Origin of the sequence: Streptomyces sp. NPDC005195 (genome assembly GCF_040608315.1) — a bacterium.
Classification (GTDB): Bacteria; Actinomycetota; Actinomycetes; order Streptomycetales; family Streptomycetaceae; genus Streptomyces; species Streptomyces kaempferi.
Genome location: NZ_JBEXHZ010000011.1, coordinates 199,163 through 215,744, shown reverse-complemented (window position 1 = coordinate 215,744; position 16,582 = coordinate 199,163). Strand labels below are relative to the sequence as shown.

The 16,582-nt window shown below is 72.9% G+C and carries 13 protein-coding genes, 1 tRNA gene and 1 pseudogene; 11 read left to right on the top strand and 4 right to left on the bottom strand.

What is annotated here, in order from left to right:
• Positions 1–165 precede the first annotated feature (165 nt).
• The gene (locus tag ABZV34_RS15620; RefSeq protein WP_329291891.1) at positions 166–702 is read right to left on the bottom strand and encodes an NUDIX hydrolase family protein; all 537 of its coding nucleotides are present in this window, start codon (positions 700–702) and stop codon (positions 166–168) included.
• A gap of 177 nt (positions 703–879) precedes the next feature.
• Here ABZV34_RS15620 and ABZV34_RS15615 point away from each other — a divergent pair, with 177 nt between their 5' ends.
• The gene (locus ABZV34_RS15615; protein WP_356275677.1) at positions 880–1,995 is read left to right on the top strand and encodes a BadF/BadG/BcrA/BcrD ATPase family protein; all 1,116 of its coding nucleotides are present in this window, start codon (positions 880–882) and stop codon (positions 1,993–1,995) included.
• Between the two features lie 98 nt (positions 1,996–2,093).
• Here the strand turns inward: ABZV34_RS15615 and ABZV34_RS15610 are convergent, their stop codons facing one another.
• Positions 2,094–2,978 (bottom strand): MurR/RpiR family transcriptional regulator, encoded by an 885-nt coding sequence (locus ABZV34_RS15610; RefSeq protein WP_356275706.1) that lies wholly within the window; start codon positions 2,976–2,978, stop codon positions 2,094–2,096.
• Positions 2,979–3,222: 244 nt separating this feature from the next.
• Here ABZV34_RS15610 and ABZV34_RS15605 point away from each other — a divergent pair, with 244 nt between their 5' ends.
• The 5 genes from ABZV34_RS15605 (at position 3,223) to ABZV34_RS15585 (ending at position 10,530) form a co-directional block, all read left to right on the top strand.
• Positions 3,223–3,987 (top strand): SIS domain-containing protein, encoded by a 765-nt coding sequence (locus ABZV34_RS15605; RefSeq protein ID WP_356275674.1) that lies wholly within the window; start codon positions 3,223–3,225, stop codon positions 3,985–3,987.
• Positions 3,988–5,124: 1,137 nt separating this feature from the next.
• On the top strand, positions 5,125–7,461 hold the full coding sequence (locus ABZV34_RS15600; RefSeq protein ID WP_356275703.1) for a M4 family metallopeptidase: 2,337 nt from the start codon (positions 5,125–5,127) through the stop codon (positions 7,459–7,461).
• A gap of 212 nt (positions 7,462–7,673) precedes the next feature.
• Positions 7,674–8,861 carry a thiolase family protein gene (locus ABZV34_RS15595; protein WP_356275671.1) on the top strand — a complete coding sequence of 396 codons (1,188 nt, stop codon included), beginning with the start codon at positions 7,674–7,676 and terminating at the stop codon, positions 8,859–8,861.
• A 127-nt stretch (positions 8,862–8,988) separates the two neighbouring features.
• Positions 8,989–9,762: a sulfite exporter TauE/SafE family protein gene (locus ABZV34_RS15590; protein WP_356275668.1), complete on the top strand. Its 774-nt coding sequence runs from the start codon at positions 8,989–8,991 to the stop codon at positions 9,760–9,762.
• 21 nt (positions 9,763–9,783) lie between these two features.
• Positions 9,784–10,530, top strand: coding sequence for a cobalt-precorrin-6A reductase (locus tag ABZV34_RS15585; RefSeq protein WP_356275665.1), 747 nt, complete (start codon positions 9,784–9,786; stop codon positions 10,528–10,530).
• A 108-nt stretch (positions 10,531–10,638) separates the two neighbouring features.
• Here the strand turns inward: ABZV34_RS15585 and cobF are convergent, their stop codons facing one another.
• Positions 10,639–11,409, bottom strand: coding sequence for a precorrin-6A synthase (deacetylating) (gene cobF, locus ABZV34_RS15580; RefSeq protein ID WP_356275662.1), 771 nt, complete (start codon positions 11,407–11,409; stop codon positions 10,639–10,641).
• Positions 11,410–11,499: 90 nt separating this feature from the next.
• Positions 11,500–12,027: a DUF309 domain-containing protein gene (locus ABZV34_RS15575; RefSeq protein ID WP_356275659.1), complete on the bottom strand. Its 528-nt coding sequence runs from the start codon at positions 12,025–12,027 to the stop codon at positions 11,500–11,502.
• A gap of 100 nt (positions 12,028–12,127) precedes the next feature.
• Between ABZV34_RS15575 and ABZV34_RS15570 the strand changes: the two genes are divergently transcribed.
• The 5 genes and pseudogenes from ABZV34_RS15570 (at position 12,128) to ABZV34_RS15550 (ending at position 16,538) form a co-directional block, all read left to right on the top strand.
• Positions 12,128–12,201, top strand: a tRNA-Pro gene (locus ABZV34_RS15570).
• A gap of 265 nt (positions 12,202–12,466) precedes the next feature.
• Positions 12,467–12,820: an SH3 domain-containing protein gene (locus tag ABZV34_RS15565; RefSeq protein WP_356275656.1), complete on the top strand. Its 354-nt coding sequence runs from the start codon at positions 12,467–12,469 to the stop codon at positions 12,818–12,820.
• Positions 12,821–13,907: 1,087 nt separating this feature from the next.
• Positions 13,908–15,128 carry a type III PLP-dependent enzyme gene (locus ABZV34_RS15560; protein WP_356275653.1) on the top strand — a complete coding sequence of 407 codons (1,221 nt, stop codon included), beginning with the start codon at positions 13,908–13,910 and terminating at the stop codon, positions 15,126–15,128.
• A 190-nt stretch (positions 15,129–15,318) separates the two neighbouring features.
• Positions 15,319–15,453, top strand: a pseudogene (locus tag ABZV34_RS15555) (6-chlorohydroxyquinol-1,2-dioxygenase); the annotation flags it as partial.
• Positions 15,454–15,458: 5 nt separating this feature from the next.
• Positions 15,459–16,538: a maleylacetate reductase gene (locus ABZV34_RS15550; RefSeq protein ID WP_356275700.1), complete on the top strand. Its 1,080-nt coding sequence runs from the start codon at positions 15,459–15,461 to the stop codon at positions 16,536–16,538.
• Positions 16,539–16,582: the final 44 nt, after the last annotated feature.

The following is a 16,582-nucleotide window of genomic DNA, read 5'->3' as shown; positions in this document are numbered from 1 at the left end:
CGCGAGGGAGCCGCGGACGCGGAGGCCGCACGACCACCCCTGGGCACGAGCACCCCTGGGCTGGGCTGGGCCGGGAGCCGGCCGACCACCGGAAGAGGGTCATACGGTGCTCGCCGGTCCGGCCGAGGTCGGCGCCGGACTTCGGCCGGGGCGCTCCCGGCGGGTTCAGGACAGGCGGCCCACGTGGGCGAGGGCCTGCTTGAGGAGGGCGCCGTGACCACCCGGCATCTCGTTGAGGACCACGGACGTCGACGCCTCCTCCGGGCTGAACCAGACCAGGTCGAGGGCGTCCTGCCGGGGACGGCAGTCGCCGGTGACCGGGACGATGTAGGCGAGTGACACCGCGTGCTGGCGTGGATCGTGGAAGGGCGTGATGCCCTGTGTCGGGAAGTACTCGGCGACGGTGAACGGCTGCAGGGAGGTGGGGATGCGGGGCAGTGCCACCGGCCCGAGGTCCTTCTCCAGATTCCGCAGCAGGGCGTCACGGACCCGCTCGTGGTGCAGCACGCGGCCGGAGACGAGGGTGCGGCTGACGGTTCCGTCGGGCCCTATGCGCAGCAGCAGTCCGATGCTGGTGACTTCGCCGTTGTCGTCGACGCGCACCGGCACGGCCTCGACGTACAGGATCGGCATACGGGCCCGCGCCATCTCGAGCTCGTCGGGGGTCAGCCAGCCGGGCGTGGTCTCGGTCATGTCAGACATTGGCTGATCATACTTTCAACCCCTCCGGATTCGCGTGCGCCGCTCGACGCGACACGGGGAACGGCGCCTCCTTCGTGGACGAACGCCCGTCCGCTGAAGAGGAGGGTGCGCCGCGGATCCACGTCCACCACCGCGAGGGCTTGTTCCAGGTGAATGGGTCAACCACCATGGTGGGCGATGAGTAATGAGTTGAACCAGGATCTCGTGGTCGGGCTGGACGCCGGAGGCACGCGCACCCGTGCCGTTCTGGCGTCCGCCGCGACCGGACGCACCGTGGGCGAGGCCGCCGCTGGACCGGGCAACGCCCTGACGGTTCCGCTGCCGCGCCTCACCGATCACCTCGCCGAGGCCATCGGCCGGTCGGTGCCGGAGCGCGTACGCGGAAGTGTCGTGGCCGTGGTCGGCGGATTCGCGGGCTCCGCGGGATGGGCGGAATTCGCGGTCGGGGACCCAGGGAGGCTGAACGCCCTCGCGGCCCTGACCGAGGCGCTGCGGCGGCTGGGCATCGCGCCGCGGACGGTCGGTGTGAGCAGCGACGCCGAGGCGGCCTTCGCCTCGGCGCCAGGAACTCCCGCCGACGGGCTGGCCCTGGTCGCCGGCACCGGAGCGGTCGCGACCCGTATCGCAGGCCGCCGCTGCGTGGCCACCGTGGACGGCGACGGCTGGCTGCTCGGTGACGAGGGCAGCGGGTTCTGGATCGGGCGCGGCGCGGTACGCGCGGCCCTGCGCATGGCGGACGGGCGCGGCGCACCCACGACGCTGGCCCGGTCCGTCGGCCTGGCTCTGGGACTGCCCGTCGATCTCCTCGATGGGGCTGGAGGGGCTGGAGGGGCTGGAGGGGCTGAGGGGACCGAGGAGGCCGGGGGCACGGAGGGGGCCGAGAGGGACGGGCGGGCCGAGGGTGCCGTGGCGGGGTGGTCCGGGGCGCGGCGCGAGGCCTACCGCATGCGGCTGCTGCCCACCGTGATGGCACAGCCGCCGATCGCGCTCGCCCGGCTCGCTCCGCTGGTGGCCGAGGCGGCCCGCGACAAGGACCCGGTCGCGGAGGCGATCCTGCGCGAGGCGGTGGACCATCTGACGGCCGCGGTGAGCGCGTTGGACCCTCGGCCGGGTGAACGGATCGTCGTCACGGGCGGGTTGGCCGGCCCGGACGGTCCGCTGGCGGCATCACTGACCGGACGGCTGGAGCATCTGGGGCTGACGGTCGACCGGGTGGCGGACGGCTGCCGGGGGGCCGTGGCGCTGGCCCGGCTCGGCCACGGCGGCCCGCCGCACGCCGCCGGGGCCGTGTGACCGACCGACCTCGCGCGGACCCGGCAGGGAGCCCGGAAGCAGGGGGCGGCGGTGCGAGGGCGGGCCGCCCAAGGACATGCGGGGCCGGGAGGGCGGGCTCAGCGGGCGCGACGGGAGGGCACCGCGTGCTGCCCCGCGATGTGGCCGGTCAACGTCAGCGAGGCGCTGGCCCGCGTGTACGACAGTTGCGCGACCCGTACGTACAGGCAGTCGATGAGGACCAGGACGGAGTGACGGGCGCCGATGCTGCCGGTGCGGAAGCTGGTCTCGGACGAGGCGGAGATCAGCCGGACGTCCGCGGCGCGGGCGAGCGGCGAGCGCGGGTCCGCGGTGATCGCCACGGTGGTGGCGCCGCGCTCCCTGGCGAGTTCGAAGGGCTCGATGGTCTCGCGGGTCGACCCGGAGTGGGAGATGCCGATGGCGACGTCGGCCGGGGTGAGCAGGGCCGCCGAGGTGGCCGCCGCGTGCACCTCGGTCCAGCCGCGCACCGCGCAGCCGATGCGGAAGAGGCGGACCTCGGTCTCCAGCGCCACCGCACCGCTGCCGCCGACGCCGTACACGTCGACTCGTCGGGCGCGCGCCACGGCCTGGGCCGCGCGCTCCAGCGCGTCGAGGTCGATCCGGTCGACGGTCTGCTGGACCGCGCGCAGGTCCGCGCTGCCGACCACGGCGACGACCCGTTCGAGGTCGTCGTCGGGCGAGATGTCGGAGCCGATCTCGGCGGTGCCCCAGTCCGAGACCTCGCCGCGGCCGCGCTCCTGGGCCAGCGCGATCAGCAGGTGCTGGTAGGAGTCGAGACCGACGGCCCGGCAGAACCGGGTGACGGTCGCCTGCGAGGTGCCGGTACGGCGGCCCAGTTCGGCGGCGGAGCAGTGGGTGGCAGCGGCCGGGTCGTCGAGGATCAGCTCGCCGACCTTGCGCAAGGAGCCGGTCAGCCGCGGCAGTTCGGTACGGATCAGTGCGGTGACATCCGTCGGGGGCATCCCGCTGCCGGCGCCGGTCCGTTCCATGCTCTGCCCGATCTCCTCGGCTCTGCGTACATCCGGGGCGCCGCGTACGTCCCGGCACCTCCGGCACCCCCGGGATGCTCGGGATGCTCGAGCTGTGAATGTACCAGCCATCGTCTGACCGGCAGCTTGAATGGCCGGACCGGGAACGGGGTAGGGTTCGGCCATTCATGCAGCGTCGCCAGAAGTGGTGGTTCGATCCACCGGTGGGGAGTGCCACGTGTCCGCAGGGTCCGTCAGTGCCGACAGCTTCGCGCGCGAGAGCCTCGCCGTCCTCGACGGCATCACCGCGTCCGCCCGCGACGACGTGCGGCGTGCCGCCGGGCTGATCGCGGACTGTGTACGCGCGGAGGGCGTCGTCCAGGCGTTCGGCACCGGGCACTCCCAGGCCCTGGTGCTCGAGATCGCGGGCCGGGCCGGGGGGTTGGTGCCGACCAACCGCCTGAGCATCGCCGACCTGGTGCTGTACGGAGGCGAGCGGCCGGACGTCCTCGCCGATCCGCTCCTGGAGCGGCGGTCCGGTGTGGCCGCCCGGATCTACGCGCTCGTGGAGCCGCGGCCCGAGGACCTCTTCGTCGTCGTCTCGAACTCGGGCGTCAACAACGTGGTCGTGGAGATGGCCCTGCACGCCAAGGAGCGCGGGCACCGCGTCCTGGCCGTCACCTCGCTGGCCCACACACGGGCGGTGCCCGCCTCGCACCCGAGCGGACGGAAGCTGGCCGACCTCGCCGACGTCGTCCTGGACAACGCCGCGCCGAGGGGCGACGCGCTGCTCGAACTCCCGGGCGGCGGCGCCGTCTGCGCGCTGTCCACCCTCACCGGGGTGATGCTCGTGCAGATGGCCGTCGCGGAGAGCGCCGCACTCCTGCTCGCCGCCGGTGTCAGGCCGCCGGTCTACGTGTCGGCCAACGTTCCCGGAGGCTTCGAGGGCAACCTGGTACTGGAGGAGCGCTACGCGGGACGCATCCGCCGCACCGCGAGCTGACCCACGCCGCCGCGCTCCGCGCCCCGCGTCCGAACAGGCCCCTGGGAAGGGGGAGTTCGCATCAGTAGGGGAGGATTCGCCCTGAAGGTGTCCGCCGGTCGATCTCCATCTTGACCTCGCGCCCCGAGGTGGTCCGGCGGCTGGTACGAATACGGATCTGGCGGGTCATTGCGCCTCCTTGGACTCGTACGACCGGCTTCCACGCCGCCCGGTTCGGGCGCCGCGGAGTCATCTGCCCCAGCCCTGGAGGAACAGGCGCGTGCCTCAGGGGTGCTGCCGGGAAAGGGGGTCTCTCCCGGCCGGCACGGCCCGGTGCGTCGCCGTGCTCTTCGGAGTTACCCCGTTCCGTGTTCGCATATTCCGTCGTCATGCCTCCGGCCAAGTAGGGCACCACGGCCCGCCGGTCGCCGCGGGCCCCGGCATCCCGCCCGGCGGACGGGATGCCGGGCGAAGGGGCCAACGGGTGGACGGACGGACGGGCATGAGGGCAGGGGGAAGGCAGCGGGGTGGAAGGGGTGGGGGTGGACTGGTGAACGAAGGTGTCGCCGGGTCCGGCTCGCTCTCGGCGCCCTGATCCACGCGGGTGTCGTCCGAAGTGGGCGGCAGGCCGGTCGTGGTGGATCCGGCGGCTCTCGGCTCCCGCGATCGGTTGCGCGGACTCGGACCGGCGTGGGCCCGGTTTACGGGTTCCCGCGACCGGGTCGCGAACGGTGAGGTGGACGGATTCGGCCACGCCCGGAGCGAGAACGCGTCGCCCGTCGGTCATGCCGACCGTGCCGACCTCCCTCGTGGCGGTACCGGCCGGTCCGGCCGTGCGCCGCCCCTCGCGTCCATCCTCCGCCCGTCGGGGCCGTGCCGCCATCCGGGCCGGGGCGGCCTCTGCCGAGGGTTAACCCTCGAATGCCCCGAGGATGCATGACATGGATGCGTCAACCTGCCATCCTTCCTCCACCTGCCGGACAGGCCCCCACGGCCTGCGCAGGGGCCCCGCACCGCACTGCTCAGCTCGTCCCGGGCAGCACATCCCGTCTGTCCGGGCTGTCACCGGTCGTCCCCGCGACCGCAGCAGTAGGAGTACGAGTGAGACGAATCCCCCGTCAGGCGGCCGCAGCCGGAGCACTTGCGGTCACCGCCGCGATGCTGGCCGTCGGCATACAGACGGTTCCGGCGGTCGCCAAGCCCGCCGCCCCCCACCCCAGTCCGTTGCGCAGCGGAGGGCTTGAGGCCAAACTCACCCCGGCCCAGCGCGCGGCCCTGCTGAAGAGCGCGGCGCAGAAGACGACGGCGACCGCCGGCACCCTCGGCCTCGGGGCCAAGGAGAAGCTGGTCGTCAGGGATGTCGTCAAGGACCAGGACGGCACGCTGCACACCCGCTACGAGCGGACCTACGCCGGTCTGCCGGTACTGGGCGGCGACGTGGTCGTGCACACCCCGCCGGCCTCGCTGGCCGCCGGCACGGTGAGCAGCACCTTCAACAACAAGCGCACCATCAAGGTCGCCTCGACCACCGCGACCTTCAGCAAGTCGGCCGCCGCCGGCAAGGCGCTGAAGGCCGCGAGGTCCCTGGTCGCCGAGAAGGCCGCCACCGACAGCGCCCGCAAGGTGATCTGGGCCGGCAACGGCACCCCGAAGCTTGCCTGGGAGACCGTGATCGGCGGCTTCCAGGACGACGGCACACCGAGTCAGCTGCACGTCATCACCGACGCCACCACCGGTAACGAGCTCTACCGCTACCAGGGCATCGAGACCGGCGTCGGCAACACGCAGTACAGCGGCCAGGTGACCCTGACGACGACGCAGTCGGGCTCCAACTTCACGCTGACCGACGGCGCCCGCGGCGGCCACAAGACGTACAACCTGAACCGGGGGACGTCCGGCACCGGCACGCTCTTCTCGCAGACCAGCGACACCTGGGGCAACGGCACCACGTCCAACGCCGCGACGGCCGGCGCCGACGCGCACTACGGCGCCGCGGAGACGTGGGACTTCTACAAGAACACGTTCAACCGCAGCGGCATCAAGAACAACGGTGTCGGCGCCTACTCCCGGGTCCACTACGGCAACGCGTACGTCAACGCGTTCTGGGACGACAGCTGCTTCTGCATGACGTACGGCGACGGTTCCGGCAACGCGGACCCGCTGACCGCGCTGGACGTGGCCGGCCACGAGATGAGCCACGGCGTCACCTCCAACACCGCGGGCCTCAACTACACCGGCGAGTCCGGCGGTCTGAACGAGGCGACCTCCGACATCTTCGGCACCGGCGTCGAGTTCTACGCCAACAACACGTCCGACCCCGGTGACTACCTCATCGGCGAGAAGATCGACATCAACGGCGACGGCACCCCGCTGCGCTACATGGACAAGCCCAGCAAGGACGGCGGCTCGGCGGACAGTTGGTACTCCGGGGTCGGCAACCTGGACGTCCACTACTCCTCGGGTCCGGCGAACCATATGTTCTACCTGCTCTCGGAGGGCAGCGGCACCAAGGTGATCAACGGCGTCACCTACAACAGCACCACGTCCGACGGGGTCGCCGTCGCGGGCATCGGCCGGGCCGCCGCCCTGCAGATCTGGTACAAGGCGCTGACGTCGTACATGACGTCCAGCACCAACTACGCCGCGGCCCGAACCGCCGCGCTCAACGCCGCCACCGCGCTGTACGGCGCCAACTCCACCCAGTACGCGGGGGTGGCGAACGCCTTCGCGGGCATCGCCGTCGGCAGCCACGTCACCCCGCCGTCGAACGGTGTGACCGTCACCAACCCGGGCAGCCAGTCCTCCACCGTCGGTACCGCGGTGAGCCTGCAGGTCTCCGCCAGCAGCACCAACAGCGGCTCGCTGAGCTACGCCGCGACGGGTCTGCCCACCGGCCTGTCGATCAACGGCTCCACCGGCGCGATCACCGGGACACCGACCACGGCCGGCACCTACAGCACCACGGTCACCGTCACGGACAGCACCGGCGCGACCGGTACCGCGTCCTTCACCTGGACCGTCTCCTCGGGGGGCGGTGGCACCTGCACCCCGGCGCAGTTGCTCGGCAACCCGGGCTTCGAGTCGGGCAGCACCTCGTGGACCGCGTCGAGCGGCGTCATCACGACCGACACCGGTGAGGCGGCGCACGGCGGCTCCTACAAGGCCTGGCTCGACGGCTACGGCTCCACCCACACCGACACCCTCTCCCAGTCGGTGACGATCCCCGCCGGCTGCAAGGCCAGCTACACCTTCTACCTGCACATCGACACCGCGGAGACCACGACCAGCACCGCCTACGACAAGCTGACGGTCACCGCCGGATCGACCACCCTGGCCTCCTACTCCAACCTCAACAAGGCCACCGGGTACGTCCAGAAGACCTTCGACCTGTCCTCGTTCGCCGGCACCACCGTCGCCCTGAAGTTCAGCGGCGTGGAGGACTCCTCGCTCCAGACCAGCTTCGTCGTCGACGACACCGCCGTCACGACCAGCTGACCGCTACCGTCCGACCGAGTCGGAACCAGCGCTGACGTGGGCCACCCCTCGGGGTGGCCCACGTTCGTCCATGCGCCGCCGCCCGGGGCCTGCCGGAGCCCGGGTTCCGCGGGCCTGTGCTTTCCAAGGCACGGACGGCGGGCTATAGTCAAAAACTAGCGGTGCTAATTAATGGTTGATCTCGTCGTTCGGTGTCCGTCAGGAGTCCTGTCGTGCGTCCTGTCCACTTCGCGGCGGCCCGCCGCACCCCCATCGGCAAACTGCGCGGGGCCCTGTCCGGGGTGCGGCCCGACGACCTCGCCGCGACCGTGATCCGCGGACTGCTCGCCGACGTGCCCGCGCTCGACCCGGCCCGGATCGACGACGTCTACTGGGGCGCCGCCAACCAGGCGGGCGAGGACAACCGCAACGTCGCGCGCATGGCCGTTCTCCTCGCCGGCCTCCCCGAGACCGTGCCCGGCGCGACCGTCAACCGGCTGTGCGCCTCGGGCCTCGAAGCCGTCACCACGGCGGCCCGCGCCATCGCCGCAGGCGAGGCCGACATCGTGCTCGCCGGCGGTTCCGAGTCGATGAGCCGGGCCCCCTTCGTACTGCCCCGCCCCGACGAGGCACTGCCGCACCGCATCGAGACCGTCGACACCCGGCTCGGCTGGCGGCTCGTCAACCCGGCGATGAAGGAACTGCACGGACTCCTGTCGATGGGGGAGACCGCCGAGGAGGTCGCCGCCCGGTACGGCGTCTCCCGCGAGCGCCAGGACGCGTTCGCGCTGCGCAGCCACCAGCGTGCCGCGGACGCCCGCAAGAACGGGCACTTCGACGGCGAACTGCTGCCCGTCGAGCGTCCCGACGGGGTGATCGTCGACACCGACGAATGCGTACGCGAGGACACCTCGCTGGAGAAGCTGTCCCGCCTCAAGCCGGTCTTCCGCGCGGGCGGCACGGTCACCGCGGGAAACGCGTCGCCCATGAACGACGGAGCTGCCGGACTGCTCCTCGTCGGCGAAGAGGCGCTGAACGACCTCGGCCTGGAGTCGCTGGGCCGGTACGTCGCCGGCGCCTCGGCCGGAGTCGACCCGGACGTCATGGGCATCGGCCCGGTTCCCGCCACGCACAAGGCGCTGGCGCGGGTCGGCTGGAACGTCGGCGACCTCGACGAGGCCGAGTTCAACGAGGCGTTCGCGGCCCAGGCCCTCGCCTGCGTGGACCAACTCGGCATCGACCCGGAGCGGGTGAACCCCACCGGCGGCGCCATCGCGCTGGGCCACCCCCTCGGATGCTCCGGAGCCCGCATCCTCACCACCCTGCTGCACCGGATGCGCCGCAACGACACCGGGCGCGGCCTGGCCACGATGTGCGTCGGAGTCGGCCAGGGCAGCGCGGTCCTGGTCGAGCGCCCCTGACCCCGTCGCTGTGAGTGCCGAGCGCGCCCCCGGGACCGGTACCGGGGGCGACCGGCCCCGCGCGGGGATCACCTGACGGGACGCGCCTTACGAGGACGAGACGCGTGGGCATAGCATCGGTTTCCGCATGAACACGATGACGCTCTGGCACATATCCGGCTGGGAATTCGCCGCCCTCGCCGCCGCGGCACTGCTCGTCGGCTTCTCGAAGACCGCCGTCAGCGGTGCCAACACGGTCAGCCTGGCGATCTTCGCCGCCGTACTGCCCGCCCGCGCCTCCACCGGCGTGCTGCTCCCCCTCCTCATCGTCGGTGACGTGCTGGCCGTACTGACCTACCGGCGGCACGCCCACTGGCCCACGCTGTGGCGGCTGTTCCCGGCGGTCGCGGCGGGCGTCGTCCTCGGCACGCTGTTCCTGGTGTGGGCCGACGACGGGATGGTACGGACCTCGATCGGCGCGATCCTGCTGCTGATGGCGGCGGTGACGCTCTGGCGCCGCCGGGCCGCCACCGAGGAGGAGGACCCCGACGCGGTCGCGACCCGGACGGGCCGGATCAAGGCACGCTCGTACGGCGTCCTCGGCGGGTTCACCACGATGGTCGCCAACGCCGGCGGCCCGGTCATGTCGCTGTACCTGCTGTCCGCCGGCTTCCGCAAACTCGGCTTCCTGGGCACCTCGGCCTTCTTCTTCCTGATCGTCAACACGTCCAAGGTGCCCTTCAGCGTGGGCCTCGGACTCATCGACGGACACTCGCTGCTCCTGGACGCGGCGCTCGCGATCTTCGTCGTACCGGGCGCGCTCCTCGGTAAATGGGCCGTGCACCGCATCGACCAGCTGCTCTTCGAACGGCTGGTGATCGCGGCGACGGTGGTGGGCGGGGTGCAGCTGCTGCTGCGCTGACCACCTCGTAGGCTCGACGCCATGTCCCCCCACGTCCTGGTTCTCGGCGGCACCACCGAGGCTCGTCGGCTCGCCGCCGAACTGGTGGGCCGCCCCGGAGTGCGGGTGACCACGTCCCTCGCGGGGCGGGTGTCCCGGCCCGGTGCGCTCGAAGGGGACGTGCGCACCGGCGGGTTCGGCGGGGCCGACGGGCTGGCGCGGTGGCTGCGCGAGCAGCGGGTGGACGCCGTCGTCGACGCCACGCACCCCTTCGCCGGCCGCATCACCGAGAACGCGGTACGCGCCGCCGCCGCGACCGGAGTCCCGGCGGTCGTCCTGCGCCGCCCCGGCTGGCGGCCCGGCCCCGACGACCGGTGGCACTTCGCCGCCTCACTCACCGAGGCCGCCGCGCTCCTCCCGCCGCTGGGCCCCCGGGTCTTCCTCACCACCGGCCGACTGGGCCTGGCGGCCTTCGCGCACCTTGCCGGACTCCACTTCCTCGCCCGGTCGGTGGAGGCGCCGGAGCCGCCGCTGCCGCCGGACACCGAAGTGCTCCTCGCCCGCGGCCCGTTCACGGTGGACGACGAGCGGGCCCTGCTGCGCGCGCACCGCGTCGACGTCCTCGTGACGAAGGACAGCGGGGGAGAGGCGACGGCCGCCAAGCTCACCGCCGCTCGCGGGCTGGGCCTGCCCGTGGTCGTCGTGCGCCGGCCGCCGCTCCCGGACGGGGTCGCCGCGGTACCGGACGTGGCGTCGGTCCTGGCCCGCCTGGAGTCCGGCCCGCTCTGACGCGGGGCCGACCGGCTCGGCGGGCCGGGGCGGCTCACGGAGCGACGCGTGTGCCCTGCCCTCGGACCCGCGCGGGTATCCGCGCGGTGAAGGCGGCGGACGGGTGTCCTACCCCCGCGGACGCCTGCGCAGCAGATACGTGTCCATGATCCAGCCCTTGCGCTCGCGTGCCTCGGCGCGCAGCCGCTCGATCCGGGGCGCCGCCTCCGCTATCGGGCCGGAGACGAGGATCTCGTCGGGTGTGCCGATGTACGCGCCCCAGTAGATGTCGATGTCCTGGTCGGCGTACCCCTGGAAGGCCTGGTGGGCGTCGAGCATGACGACCACGTCGTCGACGCCTTCGGGAAAGCCCCGCGCGAGACGCCTGCCCGTGGTGATCTGGACGGGCCCGGCCACCCGGTTGAGCCCCGTGCGGTGCCGGGCGACGAGCGCGGAGACACTGCTGATGCCGGGCACGACGTCGTACGTGAACGCCACCGCGCCCCGGTCCAGGATCTCCTCCAGGATCCCGAGCGTGCTGTCGTACAGCGCGGGGTCGCCCCACACCAGGAAAGCGCCGCTCTCGTCCTCACCCAGCTCCTCGGCGATGAGCCGCTGGCAGATGTCGGCACGGGCGCTGCGCCAGTCCCCGACGGCGGGGGAGTAGGCGGCGCCGTCGGCTGCCCGGTCGCGGTCCGGATCGCGGGCCTCGACCAGGCGGTACGCACCGTCGGGCAGGTGGGCGTCGAGGATGTCACGGCGCAGCTGGACGAGGTCCGACTTCGCCTCGCCCTTGCCCAGGACGAAGAACACGTCCGTGCTCCGCAGCGCCTTGACCGCCTGGAGGGTGAGCTGGTCGGGATCGCCCGCGCCGATGCCGATCACATGTATCTTTCGCACACCCCGAGTCTGCCGCACGCCACCGACAACGGACGCACCGCGTCCGCCCGGGGCTCGTGCCCGGCCCGGACCGAAGCGTGGAACGGCCTCTCAGCGCGTGCTCCCGCGCAACCGGGGCGCCCAGGCCCCGGCGCTGACCGCGGCACCGTCACGCTCCGCGACGGTCGCCAACTCCCTTGCCCATGAGGTCAGTTCGGTGAGGTCGAGCCCGTAGGGGCGGGGCCGGCCGGTGTCGCCGGCCCGCCACTCGTCGACGGCTCCCGCGCCGCGCCGCAGCAGCCGGGAGCCGCCCGTCGTGTTGCCCCGGGCCGCGTGCGTGAGACCCACCGCGAGCTGCGCCAAACCCCGCCAGAGCATGCGCTCGTCCTCGGGGCCCGACTTCCAGGCGTCCTCGAAGACCTCGTGCGCGTGGAACGGCCGCCCCGCGTCCAGCAGCGCCTGCGCCTCGGTCACCGTCCGCTCGGGGTCGCGTACGACGCCCTCGGGCTGCCGCTCGACGCCGTCGGCGCCGTACGGCAGTGGGCGGCCCAGCCCGTCCCGCGGCCGGGCGTTGCGCGCCCTGCCCTCGCTGTCCCGATCCCGCGCGCCGTTCTGCCGATTTCCGGATGTCCCGCTCATGCCCCGATTGTCGCTCGCCCCGCGCCCTCTTCGGAGCAGCCCCCGCTGTGGGGTAAAGTTCTGCTCGCACGATCCTGCGGGACATCGCGGGGGAACGCATCGGGACGTGGCGCAGCTTGGTAGCGCACTTGACTGGGGGTCAAGGGGTCGCAGGTTCAAATCCTGTCGTCCCGACGGTGCGAAGGGTCTTCACGGGCGACAGCCTGTGAGGGCCCTTTTTGTGCGCCGCGACATGTGGCTGCTCAAGCGCCAAGGCCTGCCGCCCTGTACGGGCACGGCATGGTGAGGGGGTTCGCGGTTCCCCCGGGCGGGACGATTCGAGCGTGGTCGAAAGAGGTTCCCTGCCCGGCGTCGAACTTGCAAGGCTGCGTTGTGGGATCACGCGGGACGCGCGGTCCCACCCGGGAAGCACCGGGACTCCACCACGGGGAAGGGCAGCATGACCATGAGGATGAGGACCAGGGCGTTGACCACGGCGGGTGTCGGCGCGTTCGCCGCCGGACTGCTTCTGACCGGCGCCGGCGGGGCGCAGGCCGCGGCGGCGGGACTGCCGTACGCCGTCACGCCGTACGTGAACGTCAACGTCCGCTCCGGCCCGTCGAGCCAGACCGGTATCACCGGGCACGTCACCGCGGGGGATCCGCGCGGCGCGTCGTGCTGGACCCACGGCGAGACGATCCGCGACAACGGCTATGTCAACGACGTGTGGGTGCGGCTGGCCGAGGGCTACGTGAGCGCCGTGTATCTCAAGGGTGACCAGTACGGCGGACTGCCCGCGTCGGCCACCTGCTGACCTGACCGGACGCGGTGCCCGGTTCCGGACGGAGCCGGGCACCACGTCATGCCGGATCGCGTCAAGCCCCCTCGCGCCGGCCCGACCCTCCCCGATCTGCCCCACACCGGTCTGTCCTGTCCTGCCCCGCCCCGATCCGGGCCGCTGCCACATCCACCACTGGGCGCACACCACGCTCCAGGAATCTTCCGGGCCCGGGTGACGGGCCGGCCCCGGACTCCGTCGCGGCCCAAGCGCCCAGGCGCCCAAGCGTTCGCGCTCGCCCCCTGGGCCCGGCAGTGATCGGCGTGGATCTCTCCCGCGGTCAACCGCGCCATGCCACCGGGCGGCTGCCGGTCCTGGCGGAAGGTTCCCTCCCGCATTGCCCGCGTGCTCGCCGGTATCGACCTATCCATGTACCGATGTACCGACGCACGCGACGGCGCCACCGTGCTGCGCGAGGGCTCCCGGCCCGACGAACCTCCTCAACACGCCCCAGGGGTGCGCCGCGCCGGAGCAGCACCGGCTGACGCGCCGGCGGAACCGCGACATGGGAGGGTGTCGTGGGTGGTGGTGTGCGCCGGGGCGACACTCCCGGGAGGTTCCCGTCCGCGAGCGGCTCAAGGTGCCTAAGGATCTCTGACCGGGTAGAGATCGTGTCCGGGCCACGGGTGGGGAGTCGCGGATCAGCATGATGGTGGGATGCCACAGGGCGCGAGCCCTGCGAGCGAGGGCGTCGGCCTGCCGGAGCGCGGCGGCGGTGCTCTCCTGGTCCCCGCTCACCCCGCCGGACCGGACGCTCGGTCGGCCCCCCTCGGACACCCCGCCCCGGGCGGCGGACCCGGCGCGCACGTCGCACCCCCGTCCCGCGAGGGATACCGGCCACCCCGTGGCGCGCGCGGACCTGCTCCCCGTGGCGCGCGCGGACCTGCTCCCCGCAGCGCGCGCGGACCTGCTCCCCGCAGCGCGCGCGGCGGCTCCGCTCCGTGTATCCGACGGGCCCCCGCTCCCCGCAGCACGCGCAGGCCGGTCGGCGATGTCGTCCGGCCGTTCGCCACCCGCGCCGCGTACCGACGACACCTTGCGCCATACGACCCGGAGTGCCCCAATGATCACACCCCCGCGCGCGGTGCGCGACCGCATCCTCTCCCTGTCGCCCACGGAACTGCCCGCCTACGTATACGACTTGGCAGCACTGCGCGCCCACGCCGCGTCCGTCAGAGCCGCCCTGCCCGATCGCGTCGAGCTGTACTACACGGTCCAGGCCAACGGAGAACCGGAGATCCTGGCCGAGCTCGGCCCGTACGTCGACGGATACAAGGTGTCCTCCGGCATCGAACTGGCCCACGTGGCCGAGGCCGCCGTGGACCGTCCGCGGGCCTTCGGCGGTACGGAGAAGACCCCGACGGAGCTGGCGGACGCGCTGGAGCGGGGGGTGACACGCTTCCAGGTCGAGAGCGAGTACGAGCTGTACATGCTGGCCGGGCTGGCCCAGCGGCACGTTCCGGACCGCCGGGTGGCGGTGCTGCCGCGGTTCGACCTCCCGGTGGCCGACGGCCTTCTCGCGGCGGACGGCGGCGGGTCCCCCACCGCCTCCGGTCTCGATCCGGCCCGGGCCGACACGATCGTCGGCCTGCTCACCGACGGCAGCTATCCGAGCCTCGAACTGCGCGGCGTCCACGCCCACTTGGCCAACGGGGTGCACGCCGAGGAACATCTGGCGATGGCCGAGTCCGTCGTCGCCTGGACCCTGGAGCTGGCCGCCCGGAACGGCCTTCGGCTCACCGAGGTGGACATCGGGGGCGGTATGGCGGTGGACTACGACCGCCCCGAGCGCCGCTTCGACTGGCACGCGTACGGCGAGGGCCTGGCCCGGCTCGTCACGGACCACCCGGAACTGACGCTGCGGATCGAGCCCGGCCGCGCGCTGACCGCGTACTGCGGCTGGTACGCGAGCGAGGTGCTGGACGTCGAGCACGGCTCCAGCGAGGACTTCGCCGTCATCCGTGGCGGCGCCGTCCACCTGCGCACCCCCGAGACCGGGCGGCAGGACCGGCCCTGGTCCGTTCTCGAAGTGGAGCCGTGGCCGTATTCCTGGCCGCGTCCCGTGGTGCGCAGGGAGCGCGCGACCCTCACCGGCCAGCTGAGCACGCCGAAGGACGTCCTGGTCCGCGACGTCCGGGCCCAGGGCCTGCGGGCCGGTGACCGCGTGGTGTTCTCCCTCGCGGGCGCCTACACCTCGCCCGCCCCGCACCGGGCCCACACGCGCTATCCGGAACCCGGCTTCCACTTCCTGGACGCGAGCGCCGACGGCGACCGGTCCCGATGACCGATGATCGATGGCCGATGGCCGTGCGACGGAACACCAGGAGTTGCCGTCGAGGGCGCGGCGGCGCATCCTCGGACACGCCTGGCAGCATCGTGTGCCGGACCAGGAGAGTGGCATGACCGTCGAACCGACCGCCTTCACGACAGACCTCCCGACCGCCTTCATGACCGACTCCGCGGCCGACGCCGATGACGCCGTGTTCGTCGTCGGGAAGAGCCCGGTCCAGGAGGTCGCCGAGACCGACGACCCGTTCCTGCCGGGGGAGTTCGGCCTCCCGGCCCCCTTCCGGCACGCCCGCTTCGACCTCGTCCGGGAGCAGGCATGAGCGCCATGGACACCCCGCTCGACTTCTCGTACGAGACCCGGCCCGGCCGTGTCGTCTTCCGGCCCGGCGCCGCCGTGTCCGCGACCCCCGGCGAGGTCGCCCGGCTCGGTCTGCACCGGGTACTGGTGGTCTGCGGCAGCCGGGGCGAGGCCACCGCCCGGGCGGTCGCCGACGCGCTGGGCGGCCAGTGCGCGGGACTGCACGCCGAGGCCCGGATGCACGTACCCGCCGAGGTCGCCGCCCGAGCCGTCGAGGTGACCCGCGGGATGCGCGCCGACGGCTGCGTGGCGGTCGGCGGAGGCTCGGCGATCGGCCTCGGCAAGGCGATCGCGCTGCGCACCGGGCTGCCGCTGATCGCCGTGCCGTCCACCTACTCCGGCTCGGAGATGACCCCGGTGTGGGGTCTGACCGAGGACGGCGCCAAGCGCACCGGACGCGACCTCGCCGTCCAGCCCCGAAGCGTCGTCTACGATCCCGGACTCACCCTCGGGCTCCCCGTTCCCCTCTCCGTGACGAGCGGCTTCAACGCCCTCGCGCACGCCGCCGAGGCCCTCTACGCGCCCGACGCCTCGCCCCTCGTCCCGCTCATGGCCGAGGAGGGGGTCCGGGCGATGACGGGCGCCCTGCCGGCCGTGGCCGCCGCCCCCGGCGACCTCGCCGCGCGCAGCCGCGCCCTGTACGGCGCGTGGCTGTGCGGTGCCTGCCTCGGCGCCACCACCATGGGCCTGCACCACAAGCTGTGCCATGTCCTCGGCGGCACCTTCGGCCTGCCGCATGCCGAGACGCACACGGTGGTCCTGCCCTACGTCCTCGCCTACAACGCGTCCGCCGCGCCCCGGGGGATCGCCACCCTGTCCCGGGCGCTCGGCACGGACGACGTCCCGCGCGCCCTGCGGGAGCTCGCCAGGGGCCTGGGCGCGCCGAGCACCCTCGCCGAACTCGGTCTGGAGGAGGCCGACTTGGCGGAGGCCGCGGCGCAGGCCGCCGGCCAGGCGTACCCGAACCCCCGCGAGGTCACCGCGCACGGCGTACTGGGTCTGCTGACAGCGGCGTACGAGGGCTGGGAGCCGCGCGTCGGCTCCTGAGGACGGTCCCGTGGCACCGTCGATTCACGGGCTCCGCGCTCCCG